15 protein-coding genes and 1 tRNA gene are annotated in these 17,664 nt (G+C 69.1%); 12 read left to right on the plus strand and 4 right to left on the minus strand.

What is annotated here, in order from left to right; genetic code table 11:
- Window positions 1-38 precede the first annotated feature (38 nt).
- The 4 genes from ACIQTT_RS14605 (at window position 39) to poxB (ending at window position 6,003) form a co-directional block, all read left to right on the plus strand.
- On the plus strand, window positions 39-1,514 hold the full coding sequence (locus ACIQTT_RS14605; RefSeq protein ID WP_402791585.1) for an NAD-dependent succinate-semialdehyde dehydrogenase: 1,476 nt from the start codon (window positions 39-41) through the stop codon (window positions 1,512-1,514).
- 23 nt (window positions 1,515-1,537) lie between these two features.
- Window positions 1,538-2,902 (plus strand): NAD-dependent succinate-semialdehyde dehydrogenase, encoded by a 1,365-nt coding sequence (locus ACIQTT_RS14610; RefSeq protein WP_402791588.1) that lies wholly within the window; start codon window positions 1,538-1,540, stop codon window positions 2,900-2,902.
- Between the two features lie 468 nt (window positions 2,903-3,370).
- Window positions 3,371-4,045 carry an endonuclease domain-containing protein gene (locus tag ACIQTT_RS14615; protein ID WP_402791591.1) on the plus strand — a complete coding sequence of 225 codons (675 nt, stop codon included), beginning with the start codon at window positions 3,371-3,373 and terminating at the stop codon, window positions 4,043-4,045.
- 233 nt (window positions 4,046-4,278) lie between these two features.
- On the plus strand, window positions 4,279-6,003 hold the full coding sequence (gene poxB, locus ACIQTT_RS14620) for a ubiquinone-dependent pyruvate dehydrogenase (RefSeq protein WP_402791593.1): 1,725 nt from the start codon (window positions 4,279-4,281) through the stop codon (window positions 6,001-6,003).
- 69 nt (window positions 6,004-6,072) lie between these two features.
- On the opposite strand, the gene ACIQTT_RS14625 is transcribed toward poxB, so the two are convergent.
- On the minus strand, window positions 6,073-8,877 hold the full coding sequence (locus ACIQTT_RS14625; RefSeq protein WP_402791595.1) for a hypothetical protein: 2,805 nt from the start codon (window positions 8,875-8,877) through the stop codon (window positions 6,073-6,075).
- 22 nt (window positions 8,878-8,899) lie between these two features.
- The gene (locus ACIQTT_RS14630; protein ID WP_402791597.1) at window positions 8,900-10,732 is read right to left on the minus strand and encodes an HSP90 family protein; all 1,833 of its coding nucleotides are present in this window, start codon (window positions 10,730-10,732) and stop codon (window positions 8,900-8,902) included.
- Between the two features lie 191 nt (window positions 10,733-10,923).
- Here ACIQTT_RS14630 and ACIQTT_RS14635 point away from each other — a divergent pair.
- The 3 genes from ACIQTT_RS14635 to nusG all read left to right on the plus strand — a co-directional run bounded on the left by ACIQTT_RS14635 (window position 10,924) and on the right by nusG (window position 12,412).
- Window positions 10,924-10,996: transfer RNA gene (locus tag ACIQTT_RS14635), tRNA-Trp, on the plus strand.
- A gap of 39 nt (window positions 10,997-11,035) precedes the next feature.
- Window positions 11,036-11,308 carry a preprotein translocase subunit SecE gene (gene secE, locus ACIQTT_RS14640; RefSeq protein WP_247625129.1) on the plus strand — a complete coding sequence of 91 codons (273 nt, stop codon included), beginning with the start codon at window positions 11,036-11,038 and terminating at the stop codon, window positions 11,306-11,308.
- 78 nt (window positions 11,309-11,386) lie between these two features.
- Window positions 11,387-12,412: a transcription termination/antitermination protein NusG gene (gene nusG, locus ACIQTT_RS14645; RefSeq protein ID WP_402791601.1), complete on the plus strand. Its 1,026-nt coding sequence runs from the start codon at window positions 11,387-11,389 to the stop codon at window positions 12,410-12,412.
- A gap of 63 nt (window positions 12,413-12,475) precedes the next feature.
- Here the strand turns inward: nusG and ACIQTT_RS14650 are convergent, their stop codons facing one another.
- Window positions 12,476-13,093 carry a hypothetical protein gene (locus tag ACIQTT_RS14650; protein ID WP_402791604.1) on the minus strand — a complete coding sequence of 206 codons (618 nt, stop codon included), beginning with the start codon at window positions 13,091-13,093 and terminating at the stop codon, window positions 12,476-12,478.
- Between the two features lie 238 nt (window positions 13,094-13,331).
- Between ACIQTT_RS14650 and rplK the strand changes: the two genes are divergently transcribed.
- From rplK to ACIQTT_RS14675, 5 genes are all read left to right on the plus strand, one after another.
- Complete coding sequence (rplK, locus tag ACIQTT_RS14655) at window positions 13,332-13,763, plus strand: 50S ribosomal protein L11 (RefSeq protein WP_056312763.1); 432 nt, start codon at window positions 13,332-13,334, stop codon at window positions 13,761-13,763.
- 11 nt (window positions 13,764-13,774) lie between these two features.
- Complete coding sequence (rplA, locus tag ACIQTT_RS14660) at window positions 13,775-14,461, plus strand: 50S ribosomal protein L1 (RefSeq protein ID WP_402791607.1); 687 nt, start codon at window positions 13,775-13,777, stop codon at window positions 14,459-14,461.
- Between the two features lie 191 nt (window positions 14,462-14,652).
- Window positions 14,653-15,471, plus strand: a complete 819-nt coding sequence (locus tag ACIQTT_RS14665; RefSeq protein ID WP_402791610.1) for an amino acid ABC transporter substrate-binding protein — start codon at window positions 14,653-14,655, stop codon at window positions 15,469-15,471.
- A 3-nt stretch (window positions 15,472-15,474) separates the two neighbouring features.
- The gene (locus ACIQTT_RS14670; protein ID WP_402791612.1) at window positions 15,475-16,140 is read left to right on the plus strand and encodes an amino acid ABC transporter permease; all 666 of its coding nucleotides are present in this window, start codon (window positions 15,475-15,477) and stop codon (window positions 16,138-16,140) included.
- A complete protein-coding gene (locus tag ACIQTT_RS14675; protein WP_402791615.1) occupies window positions 16,127-16,954 on the plus strand; it encodes an amino acid ABC transporter ATP-binding protein in 828 nt (275 codons plus the stop codon). Before ACIQTT_RS14670 ends, ACIQTT_RS14675 begins: the two co-directional genes overlap by 14 nt.
- 45 nt (window positions 16,955-16,999) lie before the next feature.
- On the opposite strand, the gene ACIQTT_RS14680 is transcribed toward ACIQTT_RS14675, so the two are convergent.
- Window positions 17,000-17,653: a LysE/ArgO family amino acid transporter gene (locus ACIQTT_RS14680; RefSeq protein ID WP_402791618.1), complete on the minus strand. Its 654-nt coding sequence runs from the start codon at window positions 17,651-17,653 to the stop codon at window positions 17,000-17,002.
- Between the last annotated feature and the right edge of the window lie 11 nt (window positions 17,654-17,664).

Raw genomic sequence — 17,664 nt, forward strand, 5'->3', positions numbered from 1 at the left:
CCGCCTCCTCAGAGAAGCCTCCGCAGAGAAAGAGAACCATGACCACGCAGATCGCACCGGCCGAGCAGGCCCTCCTCGACAGCATCCCCACCGGCCTCTTCATCGGCGGCGAATGGACGGATGCCTCCGCCGGCGGCACCTTCGACGTCACCGACCCGTCCACCGGGGCCGTGATCCGCACGATCGCCGACGCGACGCCGGACGACGGCATCCGTGCCCTCGACGCGGCCGTCGCTGCACAGGCGTCGTGGGCGGCGACCGCGCCGCGCGTGCGCAGCGAGATCCTGCGTCGTGCGTTCGACCTCGTGCAGCAGCACAAGGAGGACCTGGCGCTGCTCATGACGCTCGAGATGGGCAAGCCGCTCGCCGAGGCGCGCGGAGAGGTCGTCTACGGCGGCGAGTTCCTGCGCTGGTTCAGCGAGGAGGCCGTGCGCATCAGCGGCCGCTACGGCATCAACCCCGAGGGCACCGGCCACATGGTGGTCTCGCAGCGACCCGTCGGTCCCTCGTTCTTCGTCACGCCGTGGAACTTCCCGTTCGCGATGGCGACGCGCAAGATCGCTCCCGCGCTCGCCGCGGGGTGCACCGTCGTGATCAAGCCCCCGGCACTCACGCCTCTCACGACCATCTTCTTCACGAAGCTGCTCGAAGAGGCGGGGCTCCCGAAGGGCGTCGTCAACGTCGTCCAGACCTCGAAGTCGAGTGCTCTCTCGGCGCCGATCATCGCCGACCCGCGACTGCGCAAGCTGTCGTTCACCGGGTCGACCGAGGTGGGGCGCAAGCTCATCGCCCAGGCCGCCGAGGGCGTGCTGCGCGTGTCGATGGAACTCGGCGGCAACGCCCCGTTCGTCGTGTTCGACGACGCCGACCTCGACAAGGCCGTGGAAGGCGCGCTGCTGGCGAAGTTCCGCAACATCGGCCAGGCATGCACGGCCGCGAACCGCTTCATCGTGCACGAGGACGTCGCCGAGGAGTTCGCCCGCAAGGTGACCGAGCGGGTCAATGCCATGAAGGTCGGCCGCGGCACGGAGGAGGGCGTGGCGATCGGCCCGCTCATCGACGAGGGTGCGGTGGCGAAGGCCTCGGAGCTCGTCGGCGATGCCGTCGAGCGGGGCGCGAAGCTGCTCGCCGGGGGCAAGGCGCTCGACGGCGTCGGCACGTACTACGAGCCGACCGTCCTCACCGACGTCGTCCCCGGCAGCGCGATCCTGCGCGAGGAGATCTTCGGGCCGGTGCTCGCGATCTCCACCTTCTCGACCGAGGAGGAGGCCGTGCGCCTCGCCAACGACACCGAGTACGGGCTCGTCTCGTACGTGTTCACCGAGAACCTGCAGCGCGGTCAGCGGATGATCGACGGCCTCGAGACCGGCATGATGGGTCTCAACGTGGGCGTCGTCTCGAACGCCGCGGCACCGTTCGGCGGCGTCAAGCAGTCGGGCGTCGGCCGCGAGGGCGGCTTCGAAGGCATCCACGAATACCTGTCCACCAAGTACACGCTGATCCCGGTCTCCTGACCGCTCGAGGAAGAGGACACGCCATGACCGACTACGCCGTCATCAACCCCGCCACCGGAGAGACGCTGGCGTCCTTCGACACCTTCACGGATGCGCAGATCGAGGAGGCGCTCGCCGCTGCCGACGAGGCGCACCGCGAATGGTCGCGCACCTCGACCGTCGCCGAGCGCGCTGCGCTCCTGCGCCGTGCCGCCGAGCTGCACCGCGAGCGCCGCGAAGAGCTGGCCGACGTCTTCGTGCGCGAGATGGGCAAGCCGCGCGAGGCGGCTCTGGGCGAGGTCGACTTCGCCGCCGACATCGCCGAGTACTACGCCGATCAGGCGGAGTCGATCATGGCCGACCAGCCGATCGCGATCCTCGGCGACGGGTCGGCGATCATCCGCCGCTCGTCGCTCGGGCCGCTCGTCGGCATCATGCCGTGGAACTTCCCCGCGTATCAGATCGTGCGTTTCGCGGCACCGAACCTGATCGTGGGGAACACGATCCTGCTCAAGCCCGCGCCCCAGTGCCCGGAGTCGTCGACCGCGATCGAGGCGATCTATCACGACGCCGGATTCCCGAAGGGCGCGTACCAGAACGTGCTCGCCACGAACGAGCAGATCGCGACGATGATCGCCGACTGGCGCGTGCAGGGAGTCTCGCTCACGGGCTCGGAGCGTGCCGGTGCTGCGGTCGCCGAGATCGCCGGACGCAACCTCAAGAAGGTGGCCCTCGAACTCGGCGGGTCCGACCCGTTCATCGTGCTGTCGACGGATGACCTCGACGCCACCGTGCAGGCCGGCGTCGATGCGCGTCTCGACAACAACGGTCAGGCCTGCAACGGCGCCAAGCGCTTCATCGTCGTCGACGGCCTCTACGACGCCTTCGTCGAGAAGTTCACGGCGGCGATGGCGGCGGTCGAAGCATCCGACCCGACTCTCGACGACACGGTCCTCGGACCGGTGTCGTCCGAGACCGCGGCCGAGAACCTGCAGAAGCAGATCGATCAGGCCGTCGAGCAGGGCGCGACTCTGCTGACCGGCGGCACCCGCGAGGGCGCGTTCTTCGCCCCGACCGTGCTCGCCGACGTCACGCCCGCGATGAACGTCTACCGCGAGGAGCTCTTCGGGCCCGCGGCAGTCGTCTACCGCGTCGCCGATGAGGATGCCGCGGTCGATCTCGCGAACGACACGACCTTCGGTCTCGGCTCCTACGTGTTCACGACCGATGCCGCACAGGCCGAGCGCGTGGCCGACAAGATCGAGGCCGGCATGGTCTACGTCAACCTCGTGCTCGCGGACAGCCCCGAGCTGCCCTTCGGCGGAGTCAAGCGCAGCGGCACGTCGCGTGAGCTCGGGCACCTCGCCGCCGACGAGTTCGTCAACAAGAAGCTCATCCGCATCGGCTGATCGCGCCCTCTCGCGAGAGGTCAAGAGACGCCGCCTTCCATCCCGGGAGGCGGTGCTTTCTGACTTCTGGCGGTCTCGCCCGCACCTCCCCGTGAGGGGTCGCAACACGCCGCAGAGTATGGCGCGCGAGCGGCGTGTCTCGACCCCTCACCTGCTCTCCACCGAACCTGAATCTCGCTTGTTCGGCACAGCGCCCGGGGTGTGGGGGCCTCGAGGAGCTCGGGACGTAGCGGGAAGAGGCACGATCGGCGGATGCGTCCATCCCCGCTCCCGGCACGTCTGCCCACCGCGTTCACCATCTCTGCAGCGCTCACCGAAGGAGTAACGCTCAAGCGGCTACGGGCGAAGGACCTCGCTCGGCCGTTTCACGGCACGCGGGCGCGGGGTGCGCTCGCGAACAGCCAGAAGCTACGACTCCTCCTCGAGGCGTTGCCCTCGCATGCCTTCGTGTGCGGTACGACGGCAGCGTTGCTCTGGGGGCTGCCGCTGCCGATGACGGAAGAGGCGGATGCCTGGGCGCGCCCGAGAATCGGAGTGGCTCGGGCCGAGACCCGGATCCGACGGGTCGGCGTCTCCGGGCATCGACTCGAGACGGAGGAGGACGATGTCCTCGTCGTCGACGGCATCCGTGTTCTGGCACCGGCTCGAATGTGGGTCGATGTGTCACGAGTCCTTTCGCTTTCTCACCTTCTCGCTTTCACCGACGCCGTCATCAGCAGGCGGCATCCGATCGCCACTCTCGATGAGTTGCTGGCCGTTCACCATCGGTTTCGGGGCGGACGCGGCGCGAGGTCGAGAGAACGCGCCCTGGAACTGGCCGACGATCGAGCCGAATCGCCACGCGAGTCGATGGTCCGTCTGATCCTGATCGAGGCTGGCCTCCCCACGCCGCAATGCAATGTGGAGATCCGGGACGGGCACCGCTTCGTCGCCCGGGTCGACATGTTCTATCCCGAGGCGCGCCTGATCATCGAATACGACGGCGACCACCATCGCGATCCCGACCAGTGGAGCCGCGACCAGATCCGGCGGGCGGAGCTCGAGGCGCTCGGGTACCGATATGTGTCCGTCACGCGGCGCGACTTCGACGATCCCGTCGCACTCGTGCGGCGCGTGCGGCGGCTGCTCGCGAATGCGTCGTGAGTAGTCAAGAAACGCCGCCTGGCGCTCGGGGAGGCGGCGCCTTCTGACCTCTCACCTTCCTCGTCGGAAGGCGCTTCCTGTGAGGGGTCACGACACGCCCCATGCTCCCGAGCGGATGCGGCGTGTTGTGACCCCTCACGGGCGCGCGCGTGGTCACCCGGCCCGACGGATGCCGAGTCCGCACTCGACACCCGACCAGGCTCCGCACACCGGGGCGGGCGTAGGGTCGAAGCATGGCCAATGTCGCTGAGAACATCGTCAAGACTCTGCACGCCAACGGGATCGACCGGGTCTACGGACTTCCGGGTGATTCGCTCAACGGATTCACCGACGCCCTCCGCAAGGACGGCACGATCCGCTGGGTGCACGTGCGCCACGAGGAAGCCGCGGCCTTCGCCGCCGCTGCGGATGCCGCCACCACGGGAGACCTCGCCGTCGTCGCCGGTTCCTGCGGGCCGGGCAACCTCCACCTGATCAACGGCCTGTACGACGCCAACCGCTCGCGCGTCCCGGTGCTCGCGATCGCCGCGCACATCCCGACGAACGAGATCGGCACGGGGTACTTCCAGGAGACGCACCCGCAGGAGCTGTTCCGCGAGTGCAGCGTGTACGTCGAGTACGTCGCCGACGCGAAGCAGATGCCGCGGCTGATGGAGATCGCGATGCGCGCGGCGATCGAGAAGCGCGGCGTGGCCGTGCTGGTGATCCCGGGAGACGTCGCCCTCGCCGAGATCGCCGACGACCGCAGCGTCGTGATCGAGCGCACCCGCCCGGTCGTCGTGCCCAGTGGCCCGGAGCTCGAGAAGGCGGCGACCCTGCTCAACGCCGCGAAGAAGGTCACGATCCTCGCGGGCGCCGGCGTCGAGGGAGCGCACGACGAGGTCATCGCCCTCGCGGACGCTCTCGGCGCCCCGATCGTCCATGCCCTGCGCGGCAAGGAGTTCATCGAGCACGACAACCCGTTCGACGTGGGCATGACGGGGCTGCTCGGATTCGCCTCGGGCTATCGCGCGATGGAGTCCGCCGACGCGCTCCTGGTGCTCGGCAGCGACTTCCCCTACGAGCAGTTCTATCCCGACAAGGCGACGACGATCCAGGTCGACATCCGCGGCTCGCAGCTCGGCAAACGACATCCGCTCGATCTGGGGCTCGTCGGCGACGTCCGTGCGACGGCCGAAGCGCTGCTCCCGCGCATCGCCCGCAAGGACGACCGCGGCCACCTCGATGACGCACTCGCGCACTACCGCAAGACGCGGGCGAAGCTGGACGACCTCGCGGTGCCGACGAAGCCGGGGCGTCCGATCCACCCGCAGTACCTCGCGAAGCTGCTGAACGACCACGCCACCGACGACGCCGTCTTCACCGCCGATGTCGGATCTCCCACCGTCTGGGCCGCCCGATACCTGCACATGACCGCGAACCGCCGCCTGATCGGCTCGTTCACGCACGGGTCGATGGCGAACGCGCTGCTGCACGGCATCGGGGCGCAGGTCGCGCACCCCGGCCGTCAGGTCGTCGCGCTCGCGGGCGACGGCGGACTCGCGATGATGCTCGGTGAGCTGATCACCCTCACCCAGAACCACCTGCCGGTGAAGACGATCGTCGTGAACAACTCCTCGCTCAACTTCGTCGAGCTCGAGATGAAGGCGGCGGGCTTCGTCACCTACGGGACCGACCTGAAGAACCCGAGCTTCGCGGCGATCGCCGAGGCGATGGGAATCTTCGCGCGCCGGGTCGAGAACAGCGAGGACCTGCCGGATGCCGTCCGCGAGGTCCTCGCACACGACGGTCCCGCGCTGCTCGATGTCGTGACCGAGCGCCAGGAGCTCTCGATGCCCCCGGCGATCGAGGCGGCGCAGGTCAAGGGCTTCGCGCTCTACGCCATCCGCACGGTCATGTCCGGGCGCGGGGACGAACTCCTCGACCTCGCCCGCGCGAACTGGCGCCAGTTCCTCTGACCCTCCGCTGCGCTCAGGGATCCAGGAACCTGGGTCCCTGAGCTTGTCGAAGGGCCCGCCCCGAAAGACTCAGCTCTCGACGAGTGCCCGCACCTCGGCAGCCTCGTCATGACGGCCGAGTCCTTCGAGCACGTCCCCGAGCTCGAGGGCGGCGACCTGACGCAGCTGCGGGAACTCCGCCCCGTGCTCGATCGCACTGCGGTACACGGCCACGGCGTCGGACCCACGCTCGTTCGAGACGAGCACGCGGGCAGCGAACAGCTCCGAGCCGCCCGCGGAGCCGACGTCTCCGATGGTCGCGAAGGCGTCGGCAGCGGTGAGCGCCGCGGCGACGGACTCGTCGATCCGGCCGAGCTGGGCGAGCGCGCGCCCGCGGGAGTCCGTGACGTCGGCGCGCAACCAGTCGGCCTCGTGCTCGGTCGCGAGGGCTGTGACCTCGTCGAAGAGTGCGAACGCCCGCTCGTCGCCGCGTCCGCCGTAGGCCTGCCCGAGATTGTGGAGCACGTCGGCCATCACGCCCACGGCGTCGGGTGCGCGACGAACGATGTCGGCGGCCGATTCGAGCAGCGCGAGCGCGTCGTCGTTCTCGTCGAAGCGGGCGAGGATCTTGGCCTGCTCGCTCATGGCGCTGGCCTGGTCCGCGAACTCCTCGCCCTGGCCGAACAGGTCGGCGGCGTAGCCGTACGCGCCGACGGCCTGGCCGAACTCTCCCGCCGTGGCGAGCGAGCGGGCGAGCAGCATCGCGGTCGCGGCACGCGAAGCGGGTTCGACCTCGGCCTTCTCCTCGCGCTCGAGAACCGAGCCGAACAGCTCGGCGGCCTCTTCCGCGTCTCCGGCCGCGAGCATCGCGCGCGCCATCCGGAAGTCGGCGCCCGTGGCATCCGCTCCCTCCTGTGCGGCGATGCGCGCGAGCACCCGGAACCGCGCGACGGCCTTCTCGGGTTCGCCGGCGTCCTCCCACAGCGAGCCCGCCAGCAGGTGCGCCGAGCCGAGCGCCCGCGTGGCCCCGAGGCCCGCGACCAGGCGGCAGACCTCGTCGGCATCGGCGGCGCCCTCGGCGAAGTCGCCGCCTCCGCCACGGATTCGGGCTCGCGTCTCGAGAGCGTGCGCCCGATGACCCGTGCTGAGATCGTCCTGCGCGATCAGTCGATCCAGCAGAGCGGATGCCGCTTCGGTGTCGCCCTTGTGCAGCAGTGCCGAGATCGCGACGAGCGTCGTCGTGTTCGAGAGGCGGGCGTCGTCGGCCTCTGCGAAGGCGCGTGCAGCCTGTTCGGCGAGGTTCAGCGCGGCGTCCGCGTCGGCGTCGTCGCCGCGCAGATGCAGCGATGCCCGACTGAGGGCGAGGTCGCCGCGTGACCACGCCGGCAAAGCGGCGCCGTCGGCGAGCTCACGGTCGAGGGCGGTGGCATTCTCGGGGGTGGCGAGCCCGAAGGTCGCGAGCCCCAGGCGCTCCTCGAGATCGGCCTGCTCGGCCTTCCCCGCCGCGCGCAGGGCGGCGACGCGCTCGGGCAGCAGCGGCCACGCCTCCTCGGCGCGATCGAGCGCGACGAGGATGCCGAGGCGCATCGACAGCAGGTGTGCGCGCTTCTCGGGGTCGGTGACATCGAGGGCGTGCGGGAGTGCGGCGAGGGTGCCCTGCTCGTCGCCGTACTGGGCGAGCTGCATCGCGCGCTCGTACCAGCCGTCGGCATCCGTCGGATCGACGGTGGCGGGCTGTGCGACGAAGGCATCCGAGCGGATCGGCACGTCGTAGCTCTCGCCGCCGAGCGCACGCATCCGCTCGAGCGTGCGGGCGTGACCATCGGTACCGTCCCGGCGGTCGAACTCCGCGCCGAGCCGCTCGGCGGTCGCCCAGGCGGCTGCGGCGAGGTCGGCGGCGCTCCACGTGCCGTCGTGCGCTCCGAAGAACGGCACGAGGGCTGCGGCATCCGCTCCCCGCACCGGGGTCTCGCCGTGGCCGGTCGCGGCGACGCGGTCGAGCGCGACCGCGAACGCGGCCAGCGCGGCGAAGTGCGCGTCGACGTTCAGGCCGTCGTGCGCGAGCCAGCCGATGTGCCGTTCGACGAGCGACAGCGCGCGCGCCTCGTTGCCGGTGATGGCGGTGAAGACGATGTTGTTCGCGACGATCCGGAGGTTGTCGGGGTTGTCCTTCGCGAGCCGGTAGCTGCGCAGGTGCGCGGTCTTGGCATCGTCACCGCGCCCGCTGCGCAGGTACGGCACCAGTACGCGCGACAGGGCGTGCTCGGGCTCCTCACCGCACGAGAACCCGCCCTCGATCATCTCTTCGACGAGGCGGATGGCGTCGGCATCCCGATCCGTCTCGGCGAAGAACCCGGCGAACTGGCTGCGCCCGCAGGCGTCGCAGTGGCTGTGGTCGTCGCGCGGCGTCGCCTCGAGCTGCACGCGCAGGGCCTCGGCATCGTCGAGGCGTCCGGCATCCCAGGCGTCTTCGAAACGCGCGGTGAGTACACCGCTGAGTCCGAGGTCGGCCGCGCGGTAGTGCGTCTCCATGTCGTCGAGCACCGCGGCGATCTGCTCCTGCGAGAACGCGGGGGACGAGCGCAGCGACGACGCCATCCACTTGAACTGCCACATCAGGTCGGCGCCGCCGTACTCGAGGTCGGCGGGGAATCGGCCGGGGTCGGCGTCGTGGCGCGCGAGGCACCAGGCGAAGGAGTTGAGCATGACGTCGGTCGCGCCGTTCATGTTCGCCGACGCCGTCTGCCGCATGCGCGCCTGGTACTCGAGCTGCTCATCGCCGATCTCCTGTGCGAGGGCGACGGCCTCGGCCACGAGCGCCTGCTCGGCGGGCCCCCAGGGCGTGCGGTCGATCTCTTCGACGAGCTGCGAGAAGCGCTTCTTCGGACGGGTCATGGTCATCTCCTCGATGGGGGATTCAACGGGTGGGGCCGTCGGCGTCGCCGTCGAAGGGGAGAGGATCCTCTTCGAGGCCGGCCGAGAGCGAGACGAGGTCGCTGAGAGCGGTGGTCATCAGCGTGCGGTCGGCGTCGCTGAGGGGGTGGTGCCCGGCGAGCAGGGCCTGGATGTAGAGCAGTTGGAGGGTGCGCGCGAACACGGCGTCGTCGTCGACGCGCACGAGGGCGCGCACGACGCGGTTCGACCAGTTCAAGCACAGGCGTGCGCTCAGGTCGTCGTCGCGGGCGGAGGACAGCGTCTGGTCGATCTTGTCGAGCACACCGCTCCAGAGCGAGCCGGTGATGCCCTTCGTGCGGCCGCGGTCGATCGCGCGCAGCACGTCCGGGTCGGCGACGTAGAGGCCGGTGAGATCGGGGCGGTCGATCGACCGCACCACGACGGCGCACGACGAGGCGGCGAGCACGGCGCTCGCCCGAGCCTCGAGGGCCACGGCGGCGTCGCGGTCGTCGAGCGGGGGAGGGTCGAGCCTGTCGAGCTCACCCGTGACGTCGACCTTCTCGATCGTCACGGCGGGGTAGAGATCCGGCAGCATGCGCACGAGGTCGGCGTCGTAGAGGTAGCCGCCGTTGACGAGCACCTCGGATGCCGGGGAGATGCCCGCGACCTGGCGGAACTCGTCGACCGACGACGCGTAGCGCACGTGCGGGTAGCGTTCGACGAGGTCGCCCAGCTGCATCGTGCCGTGCGTCGTCTCGACGGTCAGCCACCGGGTGATGAACCGGGCCAGCTCCTCGTCGTGACGTACGAGCGACTTGAGTCCGAGTTCGTGGATCGCGACGAACTGCGCCAGTCGGTGCGGCTCGCGCAGGCCGAGCTCGAGGATCCAGCGGCGGATGCCGGCGCCCAGCTGTTCGCGCACGCGTTCGAGCGCCGTGTCCTCGACGAGCGATTCGCGGCTCGCGGTGGGGGCGAGGCCGGTGGAGTCGATGACCGCGCGCACGAAGAAAGCCCAGTCGGGGAGCACGTCGGCTGCGCGCTCCGAGAGGAGCATCCGGCCGAGGTACATGCGCGTGGCCTGCCGCGCCCCGGGAGGGGGTGCGAAGGGCAGTACGTAGGCGAGGCCGCGCGTGCCGGTGGCGGGCTCGTGCAGCTCGATGACGTCGAGGGGTGCCGCGCCGAGCAGTTCACGGCCGTACTGTACGGCGGTCTCGGGGGTGCCGTCGAGGAACGGGGCCGGGTGCGTGATGTCGACATCGCCCGCTCCGGAGTCGATCGTGACCCGAACCGGGAGGAACTCGCCGAACGCGGTCGCGAGCTCGTTCACCGCGGCGGGGCGCAGCAGATCTCCCGCGTCGAAGCGCGGCACGAGGTGCACGCTCGTGCCGATCGGCAGCTCCTCGTCGATCTCGGCGACCTGGAAGGTGCCGTCGGAGCTGCCCGTCCACTCGACCGATGCGCCGCCCTTGGCGCTGCGGGAGCGGATGACGATGGTGTCGGCGACCATGAAGCAGCTGAGCAACCCTATGCCGAACTGGCCGAGGTAGTCGCTGCGGGGCAGGTCGAAGATGTCGCGCTTGGAGCTGCGGCCGACCGTGGCGAGCAGATCGGCGACCTCGGTGAGCGTGAGGCCCACTCCGTCGTCGCGCAGCACGAACTCGCCGTTCTCGGCGGTGAGCGGGGTGATGCGTATGTGTCCGCCCCCGCCGTCGACCTCTCGGCGGGCGGTGATCGCGTCGCGGGCGTTCTGCAGCAGTTCGCGCAGATAGACCCGGGGGCTGGAGTAGATGTGGCGGCTCAGAAGGTCGACGACGCCTCGCAGATCGACCTGGAACTGCTGCACATCCGCTGTCATCGACACCCCTCCCAGAGAATCCCCGCACCGAAGCCTACAAGAGGGGTCGGACGCCGCCCCGGTTCGGCGGGCGACGTCGGATGCCGTACACTGGGTGAGCAGTTTGTTCTCTGCATTCTTTCGCCGTGCCCCGGGTCGCTCCGAGACATTTCGTGAAAGGATGGGGAACACCCCGAGACCTCCCGGTCTCTAGGGCGGTAGCTCAATTGGCAGAGCAGCGGTCTCCAAAACCGCAGGTTGCAGGTTCGATTCCTGTCCGCCCTGCGCGTCAGCGCACGCTGACACACGAAAGGTACATTCAGGATGAGTCAGGACGAACCGCGCGGCGAGGTCATCGCGGCTGGCGCCGCCCGCGAGAAGAAGGGCAACCCCTTCTCCCGGTTCTTCGGAAGCATCGCCCTGTTCATCCGCCAGGTCATCTCCGAACTGCGCAAGGTCGTCACTCCGACCCGCAAAGAGCTGTTCAAGTTCACCGCGGTCGTGCTCGTCTTCGTCCTGATCGTGATGGGTATCGTCTACGGCCTCGACACGTTCTTCGCGTTCGTGACGCACTACGTGTTCGGTATCCCCGGCTGATGACACCCCCGCGGCTCGCGCCGCAGGCTGACCGACAAGTCTCCACGGCTCTCGCCGCGGTGAGTGGAAAGAAGCAACGTGTCTGAACGATATTCCGACGATGCCGACTGGGCACCTGCCGCAGAGCAGTCCAGCGAAGAGGACGAGGCCCAGGAGGGCAACATCCTGGCCGCGGAAGAGCGTGCATCCGAGTCGGCGGAGCACGTGGCCGTGCACGTCGAGGACGAAGACGGCGATGACACCGACGACGACATCGAAATCGAAGACCCGGAGGCGGACGCGATCGTGAACGACGCTCTCAACCTGGACGAGGCAGCGGAGTCCGAAGCCGCCGCCGAGGTCCTGAACGACGCAGTGGCCGAAGAGACGGCCGAGCTCGAGGCCGCCGAGGCCGACGAGGTCACCCCCTACGACGGGCCCGACGTGAACGGCGAGGAAGACCGCCCCGCCGCCGACGTCGAGGCCGACGAGGACTCCGAGGAAGACCCCTACGAGGCGTTCCGCCTCGACCTGCGGATGCTTCCCGGTAAGTGGTACGTCATCCACTCGTACGCGGGCTTCGAGCGCAAGGTGAAGGCGAACATCGAGCAGCGCAAGTCGACGCTCGAGGTCGAGGACGAGATCTACCAGGTCGAGGTCCCGATGGAGGACGTCGTCGAGATCAAGAACGGCCAGCGCAAGATGGTCACCCGCGTGCGCATCCCCGGCTACGTGCTGGTGCGCATGGAGCTCACGGAAGACACCTGGTCCGTCGTGCGCCACACCCCGGGTGTCACGGGCTTCGTGGGCAACGCCCACAACCCCACGCCGCTGCGCTTCGAAGAGGCCTTCAACATGCTGAAGTCGCTCGTCGAGGTCAAGGACGTGCCGACCGCCAAGAACATCGCGTCGAAGGGCGGCGTCGCCGTCGCCCGTCCGCTGCCGGCCGAGGTCGACTTCGAGGTCGGCGAGACCATCACGATCAAGGAGGGCTCGTTCGCGGGTCTTCCCGGTTCGATCAGCGAGATCAAGCCCGAGAGCGGCAAGCTCACGGTCCTCGTCTCGCTCTTCGAGCGCGAGACCCCGGTCGAGCTGTCGTTCGACCAGGTCACGAAGATGATCTGACCCAGGACTCCTTACGCAGAACGCCCCGCCGGTCCGTCCGGCGGGGCGTTCTGCGTTCGGTCGCTAGTCGCGATCAGCTGCGGCGACCATCGCGATGACGAAGTGCGCGACGCTGTCCTCGGGGCCGTTCTCCACCCGCTTGAACGCCTTGCTCAGCGGATTGGAGTAGTTGCCCTTCGGGCCGACGACCAGAAGGTCGAACGGAGCCCAGAGCGGCACGTCCTCCGGAGTCTTCACCCAGCGATGGCCGTGCTGGCGCACCATCACCTCGCCCACGTAGAACCCGGCGGCGAGCACGGTCTCCGCGACGGCGTCGCTGCCCGGTTCCTCGAAGTTCCCGAGCACGCCGTCCACCGTGCGCAGACTCTGGACCGAGTAGTCGAGGGTGATGCCGTCGATGTTCTGCACGGCGTCGGCGAACGTCTGCGCGTGGGCCGCGGCGAACTCCGCCTCGGGCGGATGCTGCAGGCGCAGACCGCGGCCGGAGAATGCGGGACCGCGCGGGGCAGTCGCTGCGGCGGGAGCCTGGCCGCGAGAAGCATCCGTCCCGGCGATCTCGGCGGCCAGTTCCGCCTCGAGGTCGCCGCGGATGATCGGCATCGCCGTCGTCGGCGGGGCCGCTTCGACGCGCGGTGCGGGCGGGGGAGTCGGGGTCTTCGGCTTGCGGCGGAACAGTCCCATGCGTGCTCTCCTTCTCGTGTCCGGTGCGGCACCGGACCTTTTCACCCTCCCATCCGCATCCGACTTCCGGCTGAGAACTCCCGCGCGTCGTCGGAGGTGCGAGCCGCGGCATCCATCCGGTAGACTTCTATGGTTTGTGCGCCGTTTCTGCGCGCGCGCGAACGTCACCGCTGTCCGGAATCGCCGGATCGCGGGAGAGCGGATGCATCCGGCATCCGTTCGAGGAAAGGAAGAGGAAATGGCACCGAAGAAGAAGGTGACCGGCCTGATCAAGCTTCAGATCAACGCCGGTGCAGCCAACCCGGCGCCGCCGATCGGGCCCGCGCTCGGTCAGCATGGCGTCAACATCATGGAGTTCTGCAAGGCGTACAACGCCGCGACCGAGTCGCAGCGCGGCAACGTCATCCCCGTCGAGATCACCGTCTACGAGGACCGCAGCTTCACGTTCATCCTGAAGACCCCGCCCGCTGCGGAGCTCATCAAGAAGGCCGCCGGCGTGCCCAAGGGCTCGGCGACCCCGCACACCGTCAAGGTCGCGAAGATCACCAAGGACCAGGTCCGTCAGATCGCCGAGACCAAGCAGGCCGACCTGAACGCGAACGACATCGAGGCCGCCTCGAAGATCATCGCCGGAACCGCCCGTTCCATGGGCATCACGGTCGAGGGCTGAGGAGAATAATCATGGCTAAGTCCAAGGCTTACAAGGCTGCCGTCGAGAAGATCGAGGCAGACCGTTTCTACACCCCGACCGAGGCAGTCGCCCTCGCGAAGGAGACCGGCTCGTCGAAGTTCGACTCGACCGTCGAGGTCGCGCTGAAGCTCTCGGTCGACCCCCGTAAGGCAGACCAGATGGTGCGCGGCACCGTCATCCTGCCCCACGGCACCGGTAAGACCGCCCGCGTCATCGTGTTCGCCACCGGCCCCGCGGCCGAGGCAGCGATCGCCGCAGGTGCCGACGAGGTCGGCGGCGCCGAGCTCATCGAGAAGGTCGCCGGCGGCTGGACCGCGTTCGACGCGGCCGTCTCCACGCCGGAGCTCATGGGCCAGGTCGGTCGTCTCGGTAAGGTCCTGGGTCCGCGTGGCCTGATGCCGAACCCGAAGACCGGCACCGTGACCCCGAACACGGCCAAGGCCGTCGAGGAGATCAAGGGCGGAAAGATCGAGTTCCGCGTCGACAAGCACGCCAACGTGCACTTCGTCGTCGGCAAGGCATCTTTCACCGCTGAGCAGCTCGACGAGAACATCGGCGCCGCTCTCGAGGAGATCGTCCGCCTCAAGCCGTCCAGCTCGAAGGGCCGTTACATCCAGAAGGGTGCGGTGTCGACCACGTTCGGCCCCGGCATCCCGCTGGACGTCAACTCCATCTGACGCTGAGTCACCGAAACGCCCCCGGGTCTGCCCGGGGGCGTTTCTGCGTCCAGGCATCCGTGCCCGATATACCAAAAACGCAACGCAACGTCATCGCCGGCCCGCCATCCCCTCGACTCCACGTACTGTGGGGGAGTCCCGTCGCGGACGCGTAAAATCGCACCCGCGCACCTTATGCCCCAGGAGGGTTCATGTCCCGTCGTCTCATCGCCGTCACCGCACTCGTCGTCGCCGCCGCGGCGCTCACCGCGTGCAGCGGTTCGAGCACGCCCGCCAGCACCTCGAGCGATGAGAGCTCGGCATCCTCCGACTTCGGTCTCGCGACGGAGGGAACGCTCACGGTCGGCACCGAGGGCACCTACCGCCCGTTCAGTTTCCACGACGACAACGGCGCGGGCGAGCTGACCGGTTACGACGTCGAGATCATCGAGGCCGTCGCCGACAAGCTGGGCCTCGAGGTGAAGTTCGAGGAGACCCAGTGGGACGCGATCTTCGCCGGCCTCGACGCGGGTCGCTTCGACGTGATCGCGAACCAGGTCACGATCAACGACGAACGCACGGCCAAGTACCTCTTCAGCACGCCGTACACGGTCTCGCCCGGCGTGATCGTGGTCGCCGATGACGACGACTCCATCTCGTCGTTCGCCGACCTCGAGGGCAAGACCACCGCGCAGTCGCTCACGAGCAACTGGAACGACCTGGCCACCGAGTCCGGCGCCAAGGTCGAGGGTGTCGAGGGCTGGGCGCAGGCCGTCGAGCTGCTGCGTCAGGGCCGCGTCGACGCGACCATCAACGACAAGCTCACCTTCCTCGACTACGAGACGACCAACAGCCCCACGGGCCTGAAGATCGCCGCCGAGACGGATGACGCGGGCGAGCAGGCCTTCGCTTTCACGAAGGACAAGGAGTCGCTCGTCGAGGCCGTCGACGCCGCTCTCGAGGAGCTGCGCGCAGACGGCACCCTCGCCGAGATCAGCGAGAAGTACTTCGGCGAAGACGTCTCGCAGTAACCGATGGAGAGCCCCTGGCAGCTGTTCCTGGATTCGCTCGGGCCGATCGCCCTGGCGGGTCTGACGGCGACGGTCCCGCTCGCGCTGGCGTCGTTCGCCCTGGGGCTCCTCATCGCGGTCGGCGTCGCTCTGATGCGGATCTCGGTGAACCCGATCCTCTCGGTGATCGCTCGGTTCTACATATCGGTGATCCGCGGCACCCCGCTGCTCGTGCAGCTGTTCGTGATCTTCTACGGCATGCCCTCGATCGGCATCACGATCGATCCGTGGCCGAGTGCGATCATCGCCCTCTCGCTGAACGTCGGCGGCTACGGTGCCGAGGTCGTGCGTGCGGCGATCCTCTCGGTGCCGCAGGGGCAGTGGGAGGCCGCGTACACGGTCGGCATGAACCGCACCCGCACGCTGACACGCATCATCCTGCCGCAGGCCGCGCGGGTGTCGGTGCCTCCGCTGTCGAACACCTTCATCTCGCTCGTGAAGGACACCTCGCTCGCGTCGCTGATCCTCGTGACCGAGCTGTTCAAGGTGGCGCAGCAGATCGCGTCGACCACCTACGAGTTCATGGTGCTCTACCTCGCCGCCGCGCTGGTCTACTGGGTGTTCTGCCTCGTACTGTCGTTCGGACAGAGCGCCCTCGAGAGGAGGCTCGACAGCCGTGTCGCCCACTGACCCGATCGCACTCCCGCCGCAGGCCCCGCAGGGCGAGGAGCTGCTCGCCGCCCGCGGGCTGCGCAAGAGCTTCGGCGACAACGAGGTGCTCCGCGGCATCGACCTGACCCTGCACCGCGGCGAGGTCGTCGTGCTCGTCGGCCCCAGCGGTTCCGGCAAGACGACCGTGCTGCGCGCGCTCAACGGCCTCGAGACCCCGGATGCCGGCACGATCGTCGTCGCCGGTGGACCCGAGATCGACTTCGCCCCGGACGCCCGCCCGAAGCCGCGCGTGCAGAAGCAGAAGCGCCTCGCCCTGCGCGACCGCTCCGCGATGGTGTTCCAGCACCACAACCTCTTCCCGCACCTCACCGTGCTCGAGAATGTGATCGAGGGGCCCTGGCGCGTGCAGGGCCGTCCGAAGGCCGAGGTCGTGGCCGAGGCGCGGGCTCTGCTCGACCGCGTGGGGCTCGCCGACAAGGCGGATGCTCGGCCCCACCAGCTCTCGGGTGGCCAGCAGCAGCGCGTCGGCATCGTGCGAGCGCTCGCGCTCAAGCCCGATCTGCTGCTGTTCGATGAGCCGACCAGTGCGCTCGACCCCGAGCTCGTGGGTGAGGTGCTGCTCGTCATCAAGGAGCTCGCCGACGAGGGCTGGACCATGGCCGTCGTCACGCACGAACTGAGCTTCGCCCGCGAGGCCGCCGATCACGTGCTGTTCATGGACGGCGGCGTCGTGGTCGAGCAGGGCCCGCCGGCCGAGCTCTTCAGCGCCCCGAAGCACGAGCGCACGCAGCGCTTCCTCACGCGCATCCTGCGTCCGCTCGACGGCATCTGAGCCGGCGGCATCCGAGCCGGCGGCGCAGCGCGCTCGGGCGCGCTCTCAGCCCAGAACGGGCAGCACGAGGCTGACGGCGAGGGCGATCATCACGACGGCGATGAGCGCGTCGAGGATCCGCCAGGAGCGCGGCGTCCGCAGCCAACGACCCAGGTAGCGGGCGCCGAACCCGAGGGCGGTGAACCACAGGATGCTGGCGGTCACCGCTCCGGCGGCGAAGAGCCAGCGCTCCTCGCCGTGCGTCGCGGCGATCGAGCCGAGCATCAGCACGGTGTCGAGGTACACGTGCGGGTTCAGCCAGGTGAGGGCGAGAACGGTGAGGATCACCGGCGCCAGGGCGGTGCGCGCGGCGGTGGCCGTGCCGCCCCCGGAGGGGGCCGTCTCGCCCGCGGGCTCCGAGGCATCCAGCGACTGGCCTTCCCCGCTCCAGGCGCGACGGGCCGCGAGGAGCCCGTAGGTGAGCAGGAAGAGTGCTCCGGCCCAGCGGGCGACGACGACGAGCCAGGGTGCGGCGGCGATCACGAATCCGAGTCCGGCGACGCCGGCGATGATGAGCGCGGCATCGGAGAGCGCGCAGATCACGACGACCGCGAGCACGTGCTCGCGGCGGATGCCCTGACGCAGCACGAAGACGTTCTGCGCGCCGATCGCGACGATGAGGGAGAGGCCGAGGCCGAGGCCGGAGAGCACCGAGAGCATGGTCTCAGCGT

This window comes from Microbacterium sp. NPDC090225, assembly GCF_044772365.1.
In the GTDB taxonomy this organism is placed as follows: domain Bacteria; phylum Actinomycetota; class Actinomycetes; order Actinomycetales; family Microbacteriaceae; genus Microbacterium.